The organism is Tepidimonas alkaliphilus (assembly GCF_007556595.1).
Taxonomy (GTDB): domain Bacteria; phylum Pseudomonadota; class Gammaproteobacteria; order Burkholderiales; family Burkholderiaceae_C; genus Tepidimonas; species Tepidimonas alkaliphila.
Genome location: NZ_VJNB01000004.1, coordinates 179,733 through 197,892 on the forward strand (window position 1 = coordinate 179,733; position 18,160 = coordinate 197,892).

At 69.2% G+C, this 18,160-nt stretch carries 17 protein-coding genes; all 17 read left to right on the forward strand.

The window, feature by feature from the left end:
- Positions 1-14: 14 nt before the first annotated feature.
- The 17 genes from Talka_RS05665 to hisH all read left to right on the forward strand — a co-directional run bounded on the left by Talka_RS05665 (position 15) and on the right by hisH (position 18,132).
- Positions 15-4,769 carry a glutamate synthase-related protein gene (locus tag Talka_RS05665; protein ID WP_143890144.1) on the forward strand — a complete coding sequence of 1,585 codons (4,755 nt, stop codon included), beginning with the start codon at positions 15-17 and terminating at the stop codon, positions 4,767-4,769.
- 37 nt (positions 4,770-4,806) lie between these two features.
- A complete protein-coding gene (locus Talka_RS05670) occupies positions 4,807-6,273 on the forward strand; it encodes a glutamate synthase subunit beta (protein ID WP_143890145.1) in 1,467 nt (488 codons plus the stop codon).
- A 189-nt stretch (positions 6,274-6,462) separates the two neighbouring features.
- The gene (locus tag Talka_RS05675) at positions 6,463-7,290 is read left to right on the forward strand and encodes an ABC transporter ATP-binding protein (RefSeq protein ID WP_143890146.1); all 828 of its coding nucleotides are present in this window, start codon (positions 6,463-6,465) and stop codon (positions 7,288-7,290) included.
- A complete protein-coding gene (mlaE, locus tag Talka_RS05680; RefSeq protein WP_143890147.1) occupies positions 7,287-8,072 on the forward strand; it encodes a lipid asymmetry maintenance ABC transporter permease subunit MlaE in 786 nt (261 codons plus the stop codon). The genes Talka_RS05675 and mlaE overlap by 4 nt, the downstream gene beginning before the upstream one ends.
- A 22-nt stretch (positions 8,073-8,094) precedes the next feature.
- Positions 8,095-8,571, forward strand: coding sequence for an outer membrane lipid asymmetry maintenance protein MlaD (gene mlaD, locus Talka_RS05685; protein WP_143890148.1), 477 nt, complete (start codon positions 8,095-8,097; stop codon positions 8,569-8,571).
- Positions 8,568-9,308 carry an MlaA family lipoprotein gene (locus tag Talka_RS05690; protein ID WP_143890149.1) on the forward strand — a complete coding sequence of 247 codons (741 nt, stop codon included), beginning with the start codon at positions 8,568-8,570 and terminating at the stop codon, positions 9,306-9,308. Before mlaD ends, Talka_RS05690 begins: the two co-directional genes overlap by 4 nt.
- A 161-nt stretch (positions 9,309-9,469) precedes the next feature.
- Positions 9,470-10,081 (forward strand): MlaC/ttg2D family ABC transporter substrate-binding protein, encoded by a 612-nt coding sequence (locus Talka_RS05695; RefSeq protein WP_143890150.1) that lies wholly within the window; start codon positions 9,470-9,472, stop codon positions 10,079-10,081.
- Entirely contained in the window at positions 10,065-10,364 is a 300-nt protein-coding gene (locus Talka_RS05700) for an STAS domain-containing protein (protein ID WP_143890151.1), read from the forward strand. Before Talka_RS05695 ends, Talka_RS05700 begins: the two co-directional genes overlap by 17 nt.
- Before the next feature lie 13 nt (positions 10,365-10,377).
- A complete protein-coding gene (locus Talka_RS05705; RefSeq protein WP_143890152.1) occupies positions 10,378-11,301 on the forward strand; it encodes an ABC transporter ATP-binding protein in 924 nt (307 codons plus the stop codon).
- Entirely contained in the window at positions 11,298-12,053 is a 756-nt protein-coding gene (locus Talka_RS05710; protein ID WP_143890153.1) for an ABC transporter permease, read from the forward strand. The genes Talka_RS05705 and Talka_RS05710 overlap by 4 nt, the downstream gene beginning before the upstream one ends.
- 53 nt (positions 12,054-12,106) lie before the next feature.
- Positions 12,107-12,352 carry a BolA family protein gene (locus Talka_RS05715; RefSeq protein WP_143890185.1) on the forward strand — a complete coding sequence of 82 codons (246 nt, stop codon included), beginning with the start codon at positions 12,107-12,109 and terminating at the stop codon, positions 12,350-12,352.
- A gap of 6 nt (positions 12,353-12,358) precedes the next feature.
- Positions 12,359-13,633 (forward strand): UDP-N-acetylglucosamine 1-carboxyvinyltransferase, encoded by a 1,275-nt coding sequence (gene murA / locus Talka_RS05720; RefSeq protein ID WP_143890154.1) that lies wholly within the window; start codon positions 12,359-12,361, stop codon positions 13,631-13,633.
- Complete coding sequence (hisG, locus tag Talka_RS05725; RefSeq protein ID WP_143890155.1) at positions 13,630-14,316, forward strand: ATP phosphoribosyltransferase; 687 nt, start codon at positions 13,630-13,632, stop codon at positions 14,314-14,316. The genes murA and hisG overlap by 4 nt, the downstream gene beginning before the upstream one ends.
- Before the next feature lie 61 nt (positions 14,317-14,377).
- The gene (gene hisD, locus Talka_RS05730; RefSeq protein WP_143890156.1) at positions 14,378-15,709 is read left to right on the forward strand and encodes a histidinol dehydrogenase; all 1,332 of its coding nucleotides are present in this window, start codon (positions 14,378-14,380) and stop codon (positions 15,707-15,709) included.
- The gene (gene hisC, locus Talka_RS05735) at positions 15,706-16,803 is read left to right on the forward strand and encodes a histidinol-phosphate transaminase (protein WP_143890157.1); all 1,098 of its coding nucleotides are present in this window, start codon (positions 15,706-15,708) and stop codon (positions 16,801-16,803) included. The genes hisD and hisC overlap by 4 nt, the downstream gene beginning before the upstream one ends.
- Positions 16,800-17,417 (forward strand): imidazoleglycerol-phosphate dehydratase HisB, encoded by a 618-nt coding sequence (hisB, locus tag Talka_RS05740; RefSeq protein ID WP_143890158.1) that lies wholly within the window; start codon positions 16,800-16,802, stop codon positions 17,415-17,417. Before hisC ends, hisB begins: the two co-directional genes overlap by 4 nt.
- 22 nt (positions 17,418-17,439) lie before the next feature.
- Positions 17,440-18,132 carry an imidazole glycerol phosphate synthase subunit HisH gene (gene hisH, locus Talka_RS05745; RefSeq protein ID WP_425472635.1) on the forward strand — a complete coding sequence of 231 codons (693 nt, stop codon included), beginning with the start codon at positions 17,440-17,442 and terminating at the stop codon, positions 18,130-18,132.
- Positions 18,133-18,160 lie beyond the last annotated feature (28 nt).

The window sequence follows — 18,160 nt, forward strand, 5'->3', positions numbered from 1 at the left end:
TCAGGAGCTCGAGCGTGAGCGCATCCCCTTCCCCGGCCGGGCAGCGTGGCCTGTACGACGCTGCGTATGAGCACGACGCCTGCGGCGTCGGCTTCGTGGCCCACATCAAGGGCCGCAAGAGCCACGAGATCGTCACCCAGGCGCTGAAGATCCTGGAAAACCTCGATCACCGCGGCGCGGTCGGGGCCGACCCGCTGATGGGCGACGGCGCCGGCATCCTGATCCAGATTCCGGATCAGCTCTACCGCGAGGAGATGGCCAGGCAGGGCGTGACGCTGCCGCCGCCGGGCGAGTACGGCGTCGGCATGGTCTTCCTGCCCAAGGAGCACGCCAGCCGCCTGGCCTGCGAGCAGGAGCTGGAGCGCGCCATCAAGGCCGAAGGGCAGGTGCTGCTGGGCTGGCGCGACGTGCCGGTCAACAAGGCGATGCCGATGTCGCCCGCGGTGCGCAAGACCGAGCCGATCATCCGCCAGGTCTTCATCGGCCGCGGCAGCGACGTGATCGTGCAGGACGCGCTGGAGCGCAAGCTCTACGTGATCCGCAAGACCGCCAGCGCCGCCATCCAGCGCCTGCAGCTGACGCACAGCAAGGAGTACTACGTACCCAGCATGAGCAGCCGCACGGTGGTGTACAAGGGGCTGCTGTTGGCCAACCAGGTCGGGGAGTACTACCTCGACCTGCAGGATCCGCGCTGCGTCTCGGCGCTGGGGCTGGTGCACCAGCGCTTCTCGACCAACACCTTCCCCGAGTGGCCGCTGGCGCACCCGTACCGCTACATCGCGCACAACGGGGAGATCAACACCGTCAAGGGCAACTACAACTGGATGCGCGCACGCGAGGGGGTGATGAGCTCGCCGGTGCTGGGCGAGGACCTCAAGAAGCTCTACCCGATCAGCTTCGCCGGCCAGTCCGACACCGCGACGTTCGACAACTGCCTGGAGCTGCTGACGATGGCGGGCTATCCGCTGGCGCAGGCGGTGATGATGATGATCCCCGAACCGTGGGAGCAGCACACGCTGATGGACGAGCGCCGGCGCGCGTTCTACGAGTACCACGCCGCGATGCTGGAGCCGTGGGACGGCCCGGCGGCGATCGTCTTCACCGACGGGCGGCAGATCGGCGCGACGCTGGACCGCAACGGGCTGCGCCCGGCGCGCTACTGCGTCACCGACGACGACATGGTCATCATGGCGTCGGAGTCCGGCGTGCTGCCGGTGCCCGAGAGCAAGATCGTGCGCAAGTGGCGCCTGCAGCCGGGCAAGATGTTCCTGATCGACCTGGAGCAGGGTCGCCTGATCGACGACGAGGAAGTCAAGGCGACGCTGGCCAACGCCCGGCCGTACAAGCAGTGGATCGAGTACCTGCGCATCCGGCTCGACGACGTCGAGCGCCCGGTGGCCGGTGACGACGAGGCGAGCGTGCGCACGGTGGCCGACGAATCGGCGCACGCGGCGCTGGAGCACGTCGATGCGCGGCTGTTGGACCTGCAGCAGGCCTTTGGCTACACGCAGGAGGACATCAAGTTCCTGATGGCGCCGATGGCGCAAAACGGCGAGGAGGGCGTCGGCTCGATGGGCAACGACAGCCCGCTGCCGGTGCTGTCGGACCGGCCCAAGCCGCTGTACAACTACTTCAAGCAGCTCTTCGCGCAGGTCACCAATCCGCCGATCGACCCGATCCGCGAGGCGATCGTGATGTCGCTGGTGTCGTTCATCGGGCCGAAGCCCAACCTGCTCGATATCAACCAGGTCAACCCGCCGATGCGGCTGGAGGTCAGCCAGCCGGTGCTGACCGAGGCCGACATGGTCAAGCTGCGCGACATCGAGCGGCGCACCGGCGGCAAGTTCAAGAGCCGATCGCTGGATATCACCTACCCCGTCGCCTGGGGCAAGGAAGGCATCGAGGCCAAGCTCGCCTCGCTGTGCGCCGAGGCGGTGGATGCCATCCGAAGCGGCTGCAACATCCTGATCCTGAGCGACCGCGCCGTCGACCGCGAGCGCGTGGCGATTCCGGCGCTGCTGGCGCTGTCGGCGGTGCACCAGCACCTGATTCGCGAGGGGCTGCGCACCGCCACCGGCCTGGTGGTGGAAACCGGCAGCGCGCGCGAGGTGCACCACTTCGCGGTGCTGGCCGGCTACGGCGCCGAGGCGGTGCACCCGTACCTGGCGCTGCAGACGATCCGCGCGATCCACAAGGACCTGCCCGGGGAACTGTCGGCCGACAAGGCCGTGGCCAACTACATCAAGGCGGTCGGCAAGGGCCTGTCGAAGATCATGTCCAAGATGGGCGTGTCCACCTACATGAGCTACTGCGGCGCGCAGCTGTTCGAGGCGGTGGGCATCAACAGCGCGACGATCGAGAAGTATTTCACCGGCACCGCCAGCCGCGTGGAGGGCATCGGCGTGTTCGAGATCGCCGAGGAGGCGCTGCGCTGGCACCGCCAGGCCTATGGTGACGATCCGGTGCTGCGCGACATGCTCGACGTCGGCGGCGAGTACGCCTGGCGCGCGCGCGGCGAGGAGCACATGTGGACGCCGGACGCGATTGCCAAGCTGCAGCACGCCACGCGCGCCGGCAACTACGCCACCTACAAGGAGTACGCGCAGATCATCAACGACCAGTCGCGCCGCCACATGACGCTGCGCGGGCTGTTCGAGTTCAAGGTCGATCCGGCCAAGGCGATCCCGATCGAGGAGGTCGAGCCCGCCAGCGAGATCGTCAAGCGCTTCGCCACCGGTGCGATGTCGCTGGGCTCCATCAGCACCGAGGCGCACACGACGCTGGCCATCGCGATGAACCGCATCGGCGGCAAAAGCAACACCGGCGAGGGCGGCGAGGACCCGGCGCGCTACCGCAACGAACTGAAGGGCATCCCGATCCGCAAGGGCCAGACGGTGGGCTCCATCATCGGCCCGGACAAGGTCGAGGTCGACTACGAGCTGCAGGACGGCGACAGCCTGCGCTCGCGCATCAAGCAGGTGGCCTCCGGGCGCTTCGGCGTCACCACCGAATACCTGGTCAGCGCCGACCAGATCCAGATCAAGATGGCGCAGGGCGCCAAGCCCGGCGAGGGCGGCCAGCTGCCCGGCTCCAAGGTGTCGGAGTACATCGGCTTTCTGCGCTACTCGGTGCCGGGCGTGGGCCTGATCAGCCCGCCGCCGCACCACGACATCTACTCGATCGAGGATCTGGCGCAGCTGATCCACGATCTGAAGAACGTCAACCCGCGCGCCGACATCTCGGTCAAGCTGGTGGCCGAGGTGGGGGTCGGCACCATCGCCGCCGGCGTGGCCAAGGCCAAGGCCGACCACGTCGTCATCGCCGGTCATGACGGCGGCACCGGGGCGTCGCCGTGGTCGTCGATCAAGCACGCCGGCAGCCCGTGGGAGATCGGCCTGGCGGAGACGCAGCAGACGCTGGTGCTCAACCGTCTGCGCGGGCGCATCCGCGTGCAGGTCGACGGCCAGATCAAGACGGGCCGCGACGTGGTGATCGGCGCGCTGCTGGGCGCGGACGAGTTCGGCTTTGCCACCGCGCCGCTGGTGGTGGAGGGCTGCATCATGATGCGCAAGTGCCACCTCAACACCTGCCCGGTGGGGGTGGCCACGCAGGACCCGGTGCTGCGGCGCAAGTTCGCCGGCAAGCCCGAGCATGTAGTGAACTACTTCTTCTTCGTTGCCGAGGAGGTGCGCGCCATCATGGCGCAGCTGGGCATCCGCCGCTTCGACGACCTGATCGGGCGCACCGACCTGCTCGACATGAAGAAGGGCATCGAGCACTGGAAGGCCAAGGGGCTGGACTACAGCCGCCTGCTGGCGCAGCCAGACGTGCCTGCCGACGTGCCCCGCCGCCACGTCGAGACGCAGGACCACGGCCTGGACAAGGCGCTGGACGTCAGGCTGATCGAGAAGGCCCGCCCGGCCATCGAGCGCGGCGAGAAGGTGCACTTCATCGAGAGCGTGCGCAACGTCAACCGCACGGTCGGCGCGATGCTGTCGGGCGAGGTGACGCGTCACCACCCCGAGGGGCTGCCCGACGACACCATCCGCATCCAGATGGAGGGCACCGGCGGCCAGTCGTTCGGCGCGTTCCTCTGCAAGGGCATCACGCTGTATCTGATTGGTGACGCCAACGACTACACCGGCAAGGGGCTGTCGGGCGGGCGCATCGTCGTGCGCCCGAGCATCGACTTCCGCGGCGACGCCGGCGAGAACATCATCGTCGGCAACACGGTGCTGTACGGCGCCACGCAGGGCGAGGCGTTCTTCCGCGGCGTGGCGGGTGAGCGCTTCGCGGTGCGCCTGTCGGGCGCCACGGCGGTGGTGGAGGGCACCGGCGACCACGGCTGCGAGTACATGACCGGCGGCACCGTCGTGGTGCTCGGCAAGACCGGGCGCAACTTCGCCGCCGGCATGAGCGGCGGCGTGGCCTACGTCTACGACGAGGACGGGATGTTCGCCAAGCGCTGCAACACGGCGATGGTGGCGCTGGAGAAGGTGCTGCCCGCCGCCGAGCAGGAGGCGACGGTGGATCGCGCCATCTGGCACCGCGGCATGACCGACGAGCAGCAGCTGCGCGAGCTGCTGGAGGCGCACCACCGCTGGACCGGCTCGACCAAGGCGCGTGCGCTGCTGGACAACTGGGCAACGGCGCGCACGCGCTTCGTCAAGGTGTTCCCGCACGAGTACAAGCGCGCGCTGGCCGAAAACGCCGCCAAGAAGGCCAAGGCCGCAGCCGGCGCCAAGGAGCGCGCCCAGGCCGCGGCCTGAAGGCGGGGCGCGGTCACGCACTGGAGGATTCGAGACCATGGGCAAGATCACCGGCTTCCTGGAGTTCGCGCGCATCGAGGAGGGCTACCAGCCGCCGCAGGAGCGCATCAAGCACTACCGCGAGTTCGTCATCGGCCTGGACGAGGCGCAGGCCAAGGTGCAGGGCGCGCGCTGCATGGACTGCGGCACGCCGTTCTGCAACAACGGCTGTCCGGTCAACAACATCATCCCGGACTTCAACGACCTGGTCTACCGCGGCGACTGGCGCCACGCGATCCAGGTGCTGCACAGTACCAACAACTTTCCGGAGTTCACCGGGCGCATCTGCCCGGCGCCGTGCGAGGCGGCGTGCGTGCTCAACATCAACGACGATCCGGTCGGCATCAAGTCGATCGAGCATGCGATTGCCGACCGCGCCTGGGCCGAGGGCTGGGTGGTGCCGCAGCCGCCGAAGGTCAAGACCGGCAAGCGCGTGGCCATCGTCGGCTCCGGGCCCGCGGGGCTGGCCGCGGCGCAGCAGCTGGCGCGCGCCGGCCACGACGTGACGGTGTTCGAGAAGAACGACCGCATCGGCGGCCTGCTGCGCTACGGCATCCCCGACTTCAAGATGGAGAAGTGGTTGATCGATCGTCGCATTGAGCAGATGCAGGCCGAAGGGGTGACGTTCCGCACGCGCGTGCTGGTCGGCCGCCTGCCGCAGGGCAGCAAGGTCAACTGCGACGCGCGCGAGACGGTGGAGCCACAGCAGCTGCTGGCGGAGTTCGACGCCGTGCTGCTGTGCGGTGGCGCGGAGCAGCCGCGCGACCTGCCGGTGCCGGGGCGGGAGCTCGACGGCATCCACTTCGCGATGGAGTTCCTGCCGCAGCAGAACAAGGTCAACGCCGGCGACAAGCTGAAAAAGCAAATCCGCGCCGACGGCAAGCATGTCATCGTCATCGGCGGCGGCGACACCGGCAGCGACTGCGTCGGCACCAGCAACCGCCACGGCGCGGCCAGCGTCACCCAGTTCGAGCTGATGCCGCAGCCGCCGGCGCAGGAGAACAAGCCGCTGACGTGGCCCTACTGGCCGCTGAAGCTGCGCACCAGCACGAGCCACGAGGAGGGTTGCCAGCGCGAGTTTGCCATCGCCACCAAGGAGTTCGTCGGCAAGAACGGCAAGGTCACCGCCGTGCGCACCGTCCACGTCGAGATGAAGGACGGCAAGCTGGTCGAGATCCCCGGCACCGAAAAGGAATACAAGGCCGACCTGGTGCTGCTGGCGATGGGGTTCGTCTCGCCGGTGGCCACGGTGCTGGAGGCGTTTGGCGTCGAGAAGGACGCGCGCGGCAACGCCAAGGCCAGCACCGAGGCGGTGGGCGGCTACGCCACCAACGTGCCGAAGGTGTTCGCCGCCGGCGACATGCGCCGCGGCCAGTCGCTGGTGGTGTGGGCGATCCGCGAGGGCCGCCAGGCCGCGCGCGCGGTGGATGAGTTTTTGATGGGGCGCTCGGATCTGCCGCGCTGAGCCTGCGGCAGGGCGGCAAGCAGGCTCGCGCGGGCGCGATCAGTCCGGCGTCGCGCGCGGGGCGGCTGCGCCGATGGGGCGGCCTTAGGGGGTGCTGCGGCAGGCTCGCAAGGCGCCTGCATGTTCTCGGGTCATCCCTTATGATCCGGCCAGGGTTATGATTCGCGCCCTGCAGATACCCCCAACTGTATGATGAGCCGCGAGGTTTTGGTCGAGTTGCGCGACGTCGTCTTTGGCTATGACGATCGCTTGGTGCTCGACCGCGTCAGCCTGCATGTGCCGCGCGGCAAGGTCACCGCGCTGCTGGGGGCGTCCGGGGGAGGAAAAACCACGTTGCTGCGGCTGATCGGCGGGCAGCTGCGCGCGTCATCGGGGCAGGTGCTGTTTGACGGGGTGGACGTGGGCCAGCTCGACCGCGCCGGTTTGTATGCGATGCGCCGGCGCATGGGGCTGCTGTTCCAGTTTGGGGCGCTGTTCACCGACATGTCGGTGTATGACAACGTGGCCTTTCCGCTGCGCGAGCACACCCGCCTGCCCGAAGCGTTGATTCGCGACATCGTGCTGATGAAGCTGCAGGCTGTCGGCTTGCGCGGCGCGCGTGATTTGATGCCAGCGGAGCTCTCCGGCGGCATGGCGCGGCGCGTGGCGCTGGCGCGCGCCATCGCGCTGGATCCGGAACTGGTGATGTATGACGAGCCTTTTGCCGGGCTGGATCCGATCTCGTTGGGCACCGCCGCGCGCCTGATCCGCCAACTTAACGACACCCTGGGGTTGACCAGCTTGTTGGTGTCGCACGAGCTCGAGTGGGTTTTTCAGCTGGCCGATCATGTGATCGTGCTGGCCAACGGTCGAGTGGCGCTGGAGGGCGCGCCGCAGGAGGTGCAGCGCAGCGACGACCCGTTGATCCGGCAATATGTCCAGGCGGCGCCCGACGGGCCCGTGCGCTTTCACTACCCGGCGCCCAGCGTCGAGGATGATTTTGGCCCGCCGAGCCGGTCGGTCGAGGAGGGGGCATGAGGAGCGGCGCTTGGTTGGCTGCCTTGGGCTTGGCGGTGCGCGCCAAGCTGGCTGATTGGGGCTACGGCGCGCGGCTGTTTGCGCATGTGTTGGCGGGCACCGGCGCGGCCTGGCGGCGCTTCGGTTTGGTGCGCAACCAGATTCATTTTTTGGGCAACCATTCGTTGTCCATCATCACCGTCTCGGGCCTGTTTGTGGGCTTTGTGCTGGGCTTGCAGGGTTACTACACCTTGCAACGCTATGGTTCCACCGAGGCGTTGGGCTTGCTGGTGACGCTGAGTCTGGTGCGCGAGCTGGGGCCGGTGGTAACGGCGCTGCTGTTTGCCGGGCGCGCCGGCACGTCGCTGACCGCCGAGATCGGCCTGATGAAGGCCGGCGAGCAGTTGAGCGCCATGGAGATGATGGCGGTCGATCCGATCGAGCGCGTGCTGGCGCCGCGCTTTTGGGGCGGCGTGATCGCCGTGCCGCTGCTGGCGGCGGTGTTCAGCACCATGGGCATCGTGGGCGGTTGGGTGGTGGGCGTGCTGCTGATCGGGGTCGATGGCGGCGCGTTCTGGAGCCAGATCCAAAGCGGCGTGGATGTGTGGGCCGACGTGGGCAACGGGGTGATCAAAAGCGTGGTGTTTGGCGTGGCGGTGACGTTCATCGCGCTGCTGCAAGGCTACGAGGCCCAGCCGACGCCCGAAGGGGTGGCGCGCGCCACCACCCGCACCGTCGTGATGGCGTCGCTCACCGTGCTGGGGCTGGACTTTATTCTGACCGCGCTGATGTTTTCGGTCTGATCGAAACCAAGGGAAGCGACGGATGCAACGCTCCAAAATCGATGTCTGGGTTGGGCTGTTCGTGCTGCTGGGGGCAGCGTCCATCTTGTTCTTGGCGCTGCAGGCGGCCAATCTGCTCAACCTGAACCTGGCGCCGACCTATCGCGTCACCGCCACCTTCGACAACATCGGCTCGCTCAAGCCCAAGGCGGCGGTGCGCAGCGCCGGCGTGCGGGTCGGGCGCGTGGAGTCCATCGCCTTCGACGATCAGACCTTCCAGGCGCGGGTGGTGATGGCGTTGGAGTCGCGCTACGCTTTTCCCAAAGACAGCTCGTTCAAGATCTTGACCAGCGGCCTGCTGGGCGAGCAGTATGTCGGCATCGAGCCCGGCGGGTCGGATCAAAACTTGGCCGATGGCGATGTGGTGACGCGCACCCAATCGGCGGTGGTGCTGGAAAACCTCATTGGCCAGTTCCTGTTCAACAAGGCCGCTGAAATGGGAGGGGGAGAGTCGCGATGACACACGACGGTTTAGGTGGGCGCAACCTCGCCGCCCGATGGCGCTGGGGTGTGGCTTCGGGTCTGCTGGCCTCGGCCTTGCTGGGCGGTTGCGCCACGGCGCCCGACGCGCATCCCGCCGATCCCTTAGAGCCCTTGAACCGCGGCGTCTATCGGTTCAACGAGGCTTTGGACGAGGCGGTGCTCAAGCCGGTGGCCAAGGGGTATGTGGAGGTGGTGCCGCAGCCGCTGCGCACCGGCGTGGGCAACTTTTTCGCCAACTGGCGCGACCTGTGGTCAGCGGTCAACGCCACGCTGCAAGCGCGTCCGCAGCCGGCAGCGGAAAACTTCATGCGCTTTGCGGTCAACACGGTGTTCGGCCTTTTGGGGGTCTTGGATGTGGCCAGCGAGATGGGCATCCCGCGCACCACGCTGGACTTTGGCCACACGCTGGGGCGCTGGGGCGTGCCAGCCGGCCCTTATTTGGTGCTGCCGCTGCTGGGCCCCTCCACGGTGCGCGACACCGTGGCGCTGCCGGTGGACCGGCGTGGCGATGCGGTGGCGCAGGGCATCGACGATGTGGGCACGCGCAACGCCGCGCAGGGCCTGCGATGGGTGGACACGCGCGCGGGCTTGCTGCGGGCTGGCGATTTGCTGGATCAGGTGGCGCTGGACAAATACAGTTTCACCCGCGACGCTTACCTGGCGCGGCGTCAGCGACAAGTGCAGCAGGCGCGGGGAGAGGAGGATCAGGAGTGAGTGCGCCCGCAATCACCATCGAAACACGAGCAAACCTTTGCGATGCGTTGGGGCGACAGGGGAACTCTGACGCCGCGCCGCGTCTCGGATCGAACATGCGACACCAAGCCCAACACGATGTGCGTTTGCCAACCGCCTTGCGTCTGCCTCGGCGCGGGTGGATGGCGGCGGTTTTGTTCAGCGCCGCGGCGCTGGCTTGGCCGCGCGCCTGGGCGGCCGACCCCATGGAGGCGCCCGATGCGCTGATCCAGCGCGTGGCCAACGAAGTCTTTGAAGCGGTCAAGCGCGACCCGGCGATCCGCTCGGGCGACCTGGGCCGCATCACCGCCTTGGTGGACACCAAGCTGATGCCGCATGTGGACTTTGAGCGCATGACGGCCTCCGCAGTCGGGCGTTTTTGGCGCCAGGCCACGCCGGAGCAGCGCCAGCGCCTGATGGCCGAATTCAAGACGCTGCTGGTGCGCACCTACTCCGGCGCGCTGACGCAGATCACGGACCAGACACTGGTGATCCGCCCGCTGCGCTCAGCGCCCGACGCCAACGAGGTGGTGGTGCGCTCCGAAATCCGCGGCAAAGGCGACCCGATCCAGCTCGACTACCGGCTGGCGCGCACGCCGCAAGGCTGGAAGGTCTATGACCTGAACGTGCTGGGCGTGTGGCTGGTGGACACCTACCGCACCCAGTTCGCGCAGGAAATCAACGCGCGCGGGCTGGACGGCCTGATCCAGACGTTGAGCGAGCGCAACCGCAGCGCCCATGCATCCCGCTCCTGAGGCCGCGCAGGGGGTGCCGCCGCTGCCTGCGGCGTTCACCCACGCCGAGGTGCTGCCATGGCTGGCGCAAGCGCAGCGCGCCGTGGCGCAAGCGCCGGCACACGCCTGTGTGGTGGTGCAGGCCGCGGGGGTGCAGTCGTTCGACTCCGCAGCCTTGGCCGCGCTGCTGGCGTTGCGGCGCGTGGTGTTGGCGCGCGGGCTGGCTTGGCGCATTGAGGGCTTGCCTGACAAAGTGCGCACGTTGGCGCGCGCCTACGGCGTGGACGGATTGTTGCCGGGGTAGAATGCCCGGCTGGATGTCTGCCGCCGTTTCGTTCGATCAGGTCAGCAAGCGTTATGCCACTCCGCGCGGGGTACTGCAGGCGCTCGACCGCGTCACCTTCGACGTCGAGCCGGGCGAGTTCTTCGGGCTGCTCGGCCCCAACGGCGCCGGCAAGACGACGCTGATCAGCATTTTGGCGGGCCTGGCGCGACCCACGGAGGGCCGCGCACGGGTCTTTGGCGTCGATGTGCAGGCCGACCCCTTGCAGGCGCGGCGGCTGCTCGGCATCGTGCCGCAGGAGCTGGTGTTCGACCCGTTCTTCACCGTGCGCGAGGCGTTGCGCTTCCAGTCCGGCTACTTCGGCCTGGCGCGCAACGACGCTTGGATCGACGAACTGCTCGAGGGGCTCGGCCTGGCGGACAAGGCCGGCGCCAACATGCGCCAGCTCTCCGGCGGCATGAAGCGCCGCGTGATGGTGGCGCAGGCGCTGGTGCACCGCCCGCGCGTCATCGTGCTGGACGAGCCCACCGCCGGCGTCGATGTGGAGCTGCGCCAGACACTGTGGGCTTTTGTGGCGCGCCTCAACCGCGAAGGCTGCACGGTGCTGCTGACCACGCACTACCTGGAGGAGGCCGAGGCGCTGTGCGGCCGCATCGCGATGTTGCGCGGCGGGCGCGTGGTGGCGCTGGAGCGCACCGCTGCGCTGCTGCAGCGTTTCTCGGCGCACGTGCTGCGCTTCAAGACCGACCAGGCGCTGCCGCCGGCGCTGGCGGCGCAGGCGCGCGAGACCGGCCGCATCAAGCAGGTCAAGGTGCACGACGCGCTGGAGGTCGAGCGGGCGCTGGCCACGCTGCGCGAGGCGGGCGTGGCGGTGGAGGACGTCGAGGTGCACAAGGCCGACCTCGAGGACGTGTTCCTCGAGCTGATGGCGCAGCAGCGCGCGGAGGCGGCGGCATGAGCGGCTGGCGCGCGCTGTTCGTCAAGGAGGTGCTGCGCTTCTGGAAGGTGGCGTTCCAGACGATCGCCGCGCCGATCGTCACCGCGATCCTCTACCTGCTGATCTTCGGCCATGTGCTGGAGGCGCACGTGCAGGTCTATGACGGCGTCGGCTACACGGCCTTCCTGCTGCCGGGGCTGGCGATGATGAGCCTGCTGCAAAACGCCTTTGCCAACAGCTCCTCCAGCCTGATCCAGAGCAAGATCATGGGCAACCTGGTCTTCCTGCTGGTGACGCCGCTGTCGCACTGGGCGTGGTTCGCCGCCTACGTCGGCTCCTCGGTGCTGCGCGGGCTGGTGGTGGGGGCGGGCGTGCTGCTGGCCACCGTCTGGGCGGCCCCGCTGCCGCTGCAGCACCCGCTGTGGGTGGTGGTGTTCGCGCTGCTGGGCGCGGCGCTGCTCGGGGCGCTGGGGGTGATCGCCGGCCTGTGGGCGGAGAAATTCGACCAGATGGCGGCGTTTCAGAACTTCATCATCATGCCGATGACGTTCCTCTCCGGCGTGTTCTACTCGATCCATTCGCTGCCGCCGTTCTGGCAGACGGTCAGTCATCTGAACCCGTTCTTTTACATGATCGACGGCGCGCGCTACGGCTTCTTCGGCGTCAGCGACGTCTCGCCGTGGCTGAGCCTGGCCGTCGTGGCCGGCGCGCTGCTCGCCGTCGGCGCGCTGACGGTGCACCTGCTGCGCATCGGCTACAAAATCCGCCACTGACCCGCGCGTTGCAGCCTCCTTTCCCTCCGAACCCCTCTGACTCTTGCGCCATGATCACCGCCGACGAGATTCGCTCGCTGATCGCCGCCGGCCTGCCGTGCGACCACCTGGAGGTCGGCGGTGATGGCCGTCACTGGAACGCCGTCGTCGTTTCGTCGGCGTTCGAGGGCAAGCGCCTGATCCAGCGCCACCAGATGGTCTATGCGACGCTGGGGCGGCGCATTCACGACGACACCGTGCACGCGCTGTCGATGAAGACGCTCACGCCCGCCGAGTGGCAGGCGGCGCGGGGGCGCTGAAGGTCGATGGACAAGCTGCGCATCCGCGGCGGCCGGCCGCTGCAGGGGGAGGTGACGATCTCCGGCGCCAAGAACGCCGCGCTGCCGCAGCTGTGCGCGGCGCTGCTGACCGAGCAGGCGCTGACGCTGCGCAACGTGCCGCGCCTGCGCGACGTGGCGACGATGCGCGCGCTGCTGGAGCGCATCGGCGTGCGGGTGCAAACGCATGGCGAGCGCGGCGGCCTGACGCTGCAGGCGGTTGAGCCGCTTGATCCGGTGGCGCCTTATGAGCTGGTCAAGACGATGCGCGCCTCGATCCTGGTGCTCGGGCCGCTGCTGGCGCGCTGCGGGCGCGCGCGCGTGTCGCTGCCGGGCGGCTGCGCGATCGGCGCGCGCCCGGTGGACCAGCACATCCGCGGCCTGCAGGCGATGGGGGCGCAGATCACCATGGAGCATGGCTACATCGAGGCGCGCCTGCCGCCCGGGCGCAGCCGGCTGCGCGGCGCGCGCATCACCACCGACATGGTTACCGTCACCGGCACCGAGAACCTGCTGATGGCTGCCACGCTGGCCGAAGGCGAGACCGTGCTGGAAAACGCCGCGCAGGAACCGGAGGTGGTTGACCTGGCCGAGCTGCTGATCGCGATGGGCGCGCGCATCGAGGGCCACGGCACCCGCCGCATCCACGTGCAGGGGGTGGCGGCGCTGCGCGGCGCCGAGCACCACGTGGTGGCCGACCGCATCGAGGCCGGCACCTTCCTGTGCGCGGTGGCCGCCGCCGGCGGGCGCGCGCATCTGCGCCACGGCCGCGCCGACCACCTGGATGCGGTGATCGACAAGCTGCTGGCCGCCGGGGTGGAGGTCGAGGCGGACGCCGACGGTCTGACGGTGGCCTCGCCGGGCGGCGCGGCGCTGCAGGCGCAGAGCTTTCGCACCACCGAGTACCCGGGCTTTCCGACCGACATGCAGGCGCAGTTCATGGCGCTCAACTGCGTGGCGCAGGGGCCCAGCGCGGTCACCGAGACGATCTTCGAGAACCGCTTCATGCACGTGCAGGAGCTGGCGCGGCTGGGCGCGCGCATCCGCATCGACGGCAGAACCGCCTTCGTCGAGGGCGGCCAGCGCTTAAGCGGCGCGGCGGTGATGGCCACCGACCTGCGCGCCTCCGCCAGCCTGGTCATCGCCGGGCTGGTGGCCGACGGCGAGACGGTCATCGACCGCATCTACCACCTGGATCGCGGTTACGACCAGATGGAGGTCAAGCTGCGCGCGCTCGGCGCCGACATCGAAAGGTTGGCATGAACCCGAACGAGACGCTGACGCTGGCCCTCTCCAAGGGCCGCATCTTCGACGAGACGCTGCCGCTGCTGCGCGCCGCCGGCATCGAGGTGCTGGAGGATCCGCAGACCTCGCGCCGGCTGATCCTGCCGACCAACCGGCCCGGGGTGCGCGTGGTGCTGGTGCGCGCCACCGACGTGCCGACCTACGTCGAGCACGGCGGCGCCGACCTGGGCGTGTGCGGCAAGGACACGCTGATCGAGCACGCCGCCGCCTGGGGCGGGGCGCACGTCGGGTTGCTGGAGCCGCTGGATCTGGGCATCGCGCGCTGCCGCATGAGCGTGGCGGTACCGGCCGACTTCGACTACGCGCGCGCGGTGCGTCAGGGCGCGCGGCTGCGCGTGGCCACCAAGTATGTGGCGATCGCGCGCGAATTCTTCGCCGCCAAGGGCGTGCACGTGGATCTGATCAAGCTCTACGGCAGCATGGAGCTGGCGCCGCTGACCGGCCTGGCTGACGCCATCGTGGATCTCGTCTCCACCGGCAACACGCTCAAGGCCAACCAGCTGGTGGAGGTCGAGCGCATCATGGACATCTCCGCCCGACTGGTGGTGCGGCCCACCGCGCTGAAGGCGAAAGGGGAGAGAATTCGGCCCCTGCTGCACGCGCTGGCAGTGGCGCTCGCCCCGGCGAGCGATGGACGATGACCATGGCGCTGATGCATGCAGGCGGCAAGCGCCTGACGCTCCTTCTGCGACAATGGCGATCATGAACGACAGCCTGCGCGCCCGTCCGTTGCGCCTCAGCACCGACCAGCCCGACTTCGAGCCGCGCTTCGCCCAGCGCCTGCACTGGAGCGCCGACACCGACGCCGCGATCGAGGCGCGCGTGGCCGAGATCCTGGCCGACGTGCGCGCGCGCGGCGACGCCGCAGTGCTGGACTGCACGCGCCGCTTCGACCAGCTGGAGGTGACGAGCGTCGCCGAACTCGAGCTCGGGCCCGAGGTGCTGCGCGCCGCCTTCGAGGCGCTGCCCGCCGCCCAACGCGAGGCGCTGCAGCAGGCCGCCGCGCGCATCCGTCGTTACCACGAGGCGCAGCTCGACGCCTGCGGGCGCGGCTGGGAGATCGTCGATGAGGACGGCACGCGCCTGGGCCAGAAGGTCACGCCGCTGGACCGCGTCGGCATCTACGTGCCGGGCGGCAAGGCCGCCTACCCCAGCAGCGTGCTGATGAACGCCATCCCGGCGCACGTGGCCGGCGTGCCGGAGATCGTGATGGTGGTGCCGACCCCGCGCGGCGAGCGCAACCCGCTGGTGCTGGCCGCCGCGCACGTGGCCGGGGTGAGTCGGGCGTTCGCCATCGGCGGGGCGCAGGCGGTGGCGGCGCTGGCCTACGGCACCGCCACCATCCCGCGCGTGGACAAGATCACCGGCCCCGGCAACGCCTACGTGGCGGCGGCCAAGCGGCGCGTGTTCGGCGCCGTCGGCATCGACATGATCGCCGGCCCGAGCGAGATCCTGGTGCTGGCCGACGGCAGCACGCCGCCGGACTGGGTGGCGATGGACTTGTTCAGCCAGGCCGAGCACGACGAGCTGGCCCAATCCATCCTGCTGTGTCCGGACGACGCCTACCTCGACGCGGTGCAGGCCGCGATCGACCGCCTGCTGCCGACGCTGCCGCGCGCGCCGATCATCGCCGCCAGCCTCAATGGCCGCGGCCTCATGGTGCGCACGCGCGACATGGAAGAGGCCTGTGCGCTGAGCAACCGCATCGCGCCGGAGCACCTAGAGATCGCCAGCCGCGAGCCGCGCCGCTGGGAGCCGCGGCTGCGCCACGCGGGGGCGATCTTCCTTGGCGCCTACACCAGCGAGAGCCTGGGCGACTACTGCGCCGGGCCCAACCACGTGCTGCCGACCAGCGGCACGGCGCGCTTTTCCAGCCCGCTGGGCGTGATGGACTTCCAGAAGCGCTCCAGCCTGATCGAGGTCAGCGCCGCGGGAGCGCAGCGGCTGGGTCGCATCGCCTCGGTGCTGGCGCACGGCGAGGGGCTGCAGGCGCACGCGCGCGCCGCCGAGCTGCGGCTGGAGGCCGGCGTATGAACCCGCGCGTGCAGGCGGCGCTGGCGCGCATCCGCCAGGACGTGCAGGGCATGCACGCCTACGCGATCCAGGACGCGCGCGGGCTCATCAAGCTCGACGCGATGGAAAACCCCTACGGCCTGCCGCCGGCGCTGCAGCAGGAGCTGGGCCGGCGCCTCGGCGCGGTGGCGCTGAACCGCTACCCGGGCCCGCGCATTGAGGAGCTCAAGGCCGCACTGGCGCGCTTCGTCGGCCTGCCCGACGGCGCGGCGCTGATGCTGGGCAACGGCTCGGACGAGCTGATCAGCCTGCTGGCCATGGCGTGCGACGTGCCGGGGGCGGCGATCCTGGCGCCGGTGCCGGGCTTCGTGATGTATGAGATGTCGGCGCGGTTGCAGGGGCTGCGCTTCGTCGGCGTGCCGCTCAGCCCCGACTTCGCGCTGGACGAGCTGGCGCTGCTGGCGGCGCTGCGGCGTGAGCGGCCGGCGATCACCTACCTGGCCTACCCGAACAACCCTACCGCCAACCTGTGGGACGAGGGCGCCGTGCGCCGCGTCATCGAGACGGCGGCCTCGTTCGGCGGGCTGGTGGTGATCGACGAGGCGTACCAGCCGTTTGCCAGCCGCACCTGGCTGGACGTCTGGCGCGCCGAGCCGGAGGCGCACGGCCACGTGCTGATCATGCGCACGCTGTCCAAGTTCGGCTTGGCGGGGGTGCGGCTGGGCTACCTGATCGGCGCCCAGCCGCTCATGCACGAGCTCGACAAGGTGCGCCCGCCCTACAACGTCTCCAGCCTCAACGCCGAGGCGGCGCTGTTCGCGCTGGAGCACGCGGACGAATACGCGCGCCAGGCCACGGCGATCCGCGCCGAGCGCGCGCGGCTGCTGCAGGCGCTGGCCGCCATTCCTGGGGTGCAGCCGTTCCCGAGCGAGGCCAACATGATCCTCGTGCGTGTGCCCGACGCCACAAAGGCGTTTGCCGGGCTGCGCGCGCGCGGCGTGCTGGTCAAGAACGTTTCTACAATGCACCCGTTGCTGGCCGGCTGCCTGCGCCTGACCGTCGGCACCCCGGCGGAAAACGACGCGCTGCTGGCCGCGCTGCCTTGCTCGCTATGACCACCGATCCTGCCTTCGGCGCTGCCGCCCGCACCGCGGACGTGCAGCGCACCACGGCCGAGACCCGCATCCGCGTGCGCGTCAATCTGGACGGCACAGGGTGCAGCCGCCTGCGCACCGGCATCGGCTTCTTCGACCACATGCTCGACCAGATCGCGCGCCACGGGCTGATCGATCTCGAGGTCGAGTGCGACGGCGACCTGCACGTGGACGGCCACCACACGGTGGAGGACGTCGGCATCACGCTCGGGCAGGCGGTGGCGCGCGCGGTCGGCGACAAGCGCGGCATCCGCCGCTACGGCCACGCCTACGTGCCGCTGGACGAGGCCCTGTCGCGCGTGGTGATCGACTTCTCCGGCCGTCCGGGCCTGCATCTGGACGTGCGCTTCACCGCGGCGACGATCGGCCAGTTCGACACCCAGCTGGTGCACGAATTCTTTCAGGGCTTCGTCAACCACGCCGGGGTGACGCTGCACATCGACAACCTGAAGGGCCACAACGCCCACCACCAGTGCGAGACGATCTTCAAGGCGTTTGCGCGCGCGCTGCGCGCCGCCGTGGAGCGCGACCCCCGGCTGGGGGACGCGGTGCCTTCCACCAAAGGCAGCCTTTGAGCTTGAGCAGCATCCGGTGAGCATGGCAACAATGGGCGCGCGAGAGACGGTGGCCGTGGTCGATTACGGCATGGGCAACCTGCGCTCGGTGGCGCAGGCGGTGCGGCAGGCTGCCCTGGCGTGCGAATCGGTGGAGGTGGTGGTGACCTCCAGCCCTCAGGCGGTGCGCGACGCCCACCGCGTTGTCCTGCCAGGGCAGGGTGCGATGCCCGACTGCATGGCGGAGCTGGAGCGCAGCGGGCTGCGCGAAGCGGTGCTGCACGCCGCGGCCACCAAACCATTGCTGGGTGTTTGCGTTGGTATGCAGATGCTGTTGGACCACTCGGAGGAGGGCGACACCCCGGGCCTGGGTCTGATCCCCGGGCGCGTCGTGCGCTTCCGCCTGGAGGGGCAGCGCCAGCCCGACGGTAGCCGCTACAAGGTGCCGCAAATGGGCTGGAACCGCGTCTGGCGCCGTTTAAAGCCGGCCGACGGCCAGCAATCTGAGACGCACCCGTTGTGGGCCGGCATCGCCGATGGCAGCTATTTCTATTTCGTGCACAGTTACTACGCGCTGCCAGCCCAGGCCGCGCACACCGCGGGCGTGACCGACTACGGCGTGCGTTTTGCCAGCGCCGTGGCGCGCGACAATTTGTTTGCGACCCAGTTCCATCCCGAAAAAAGCGCCGCCCAAGGGTTGGCGCTGTATCGCAATTTTCTGCTTTGGAAACCATAAGCCCATCACTTGCGTTCGCTCCGATCGA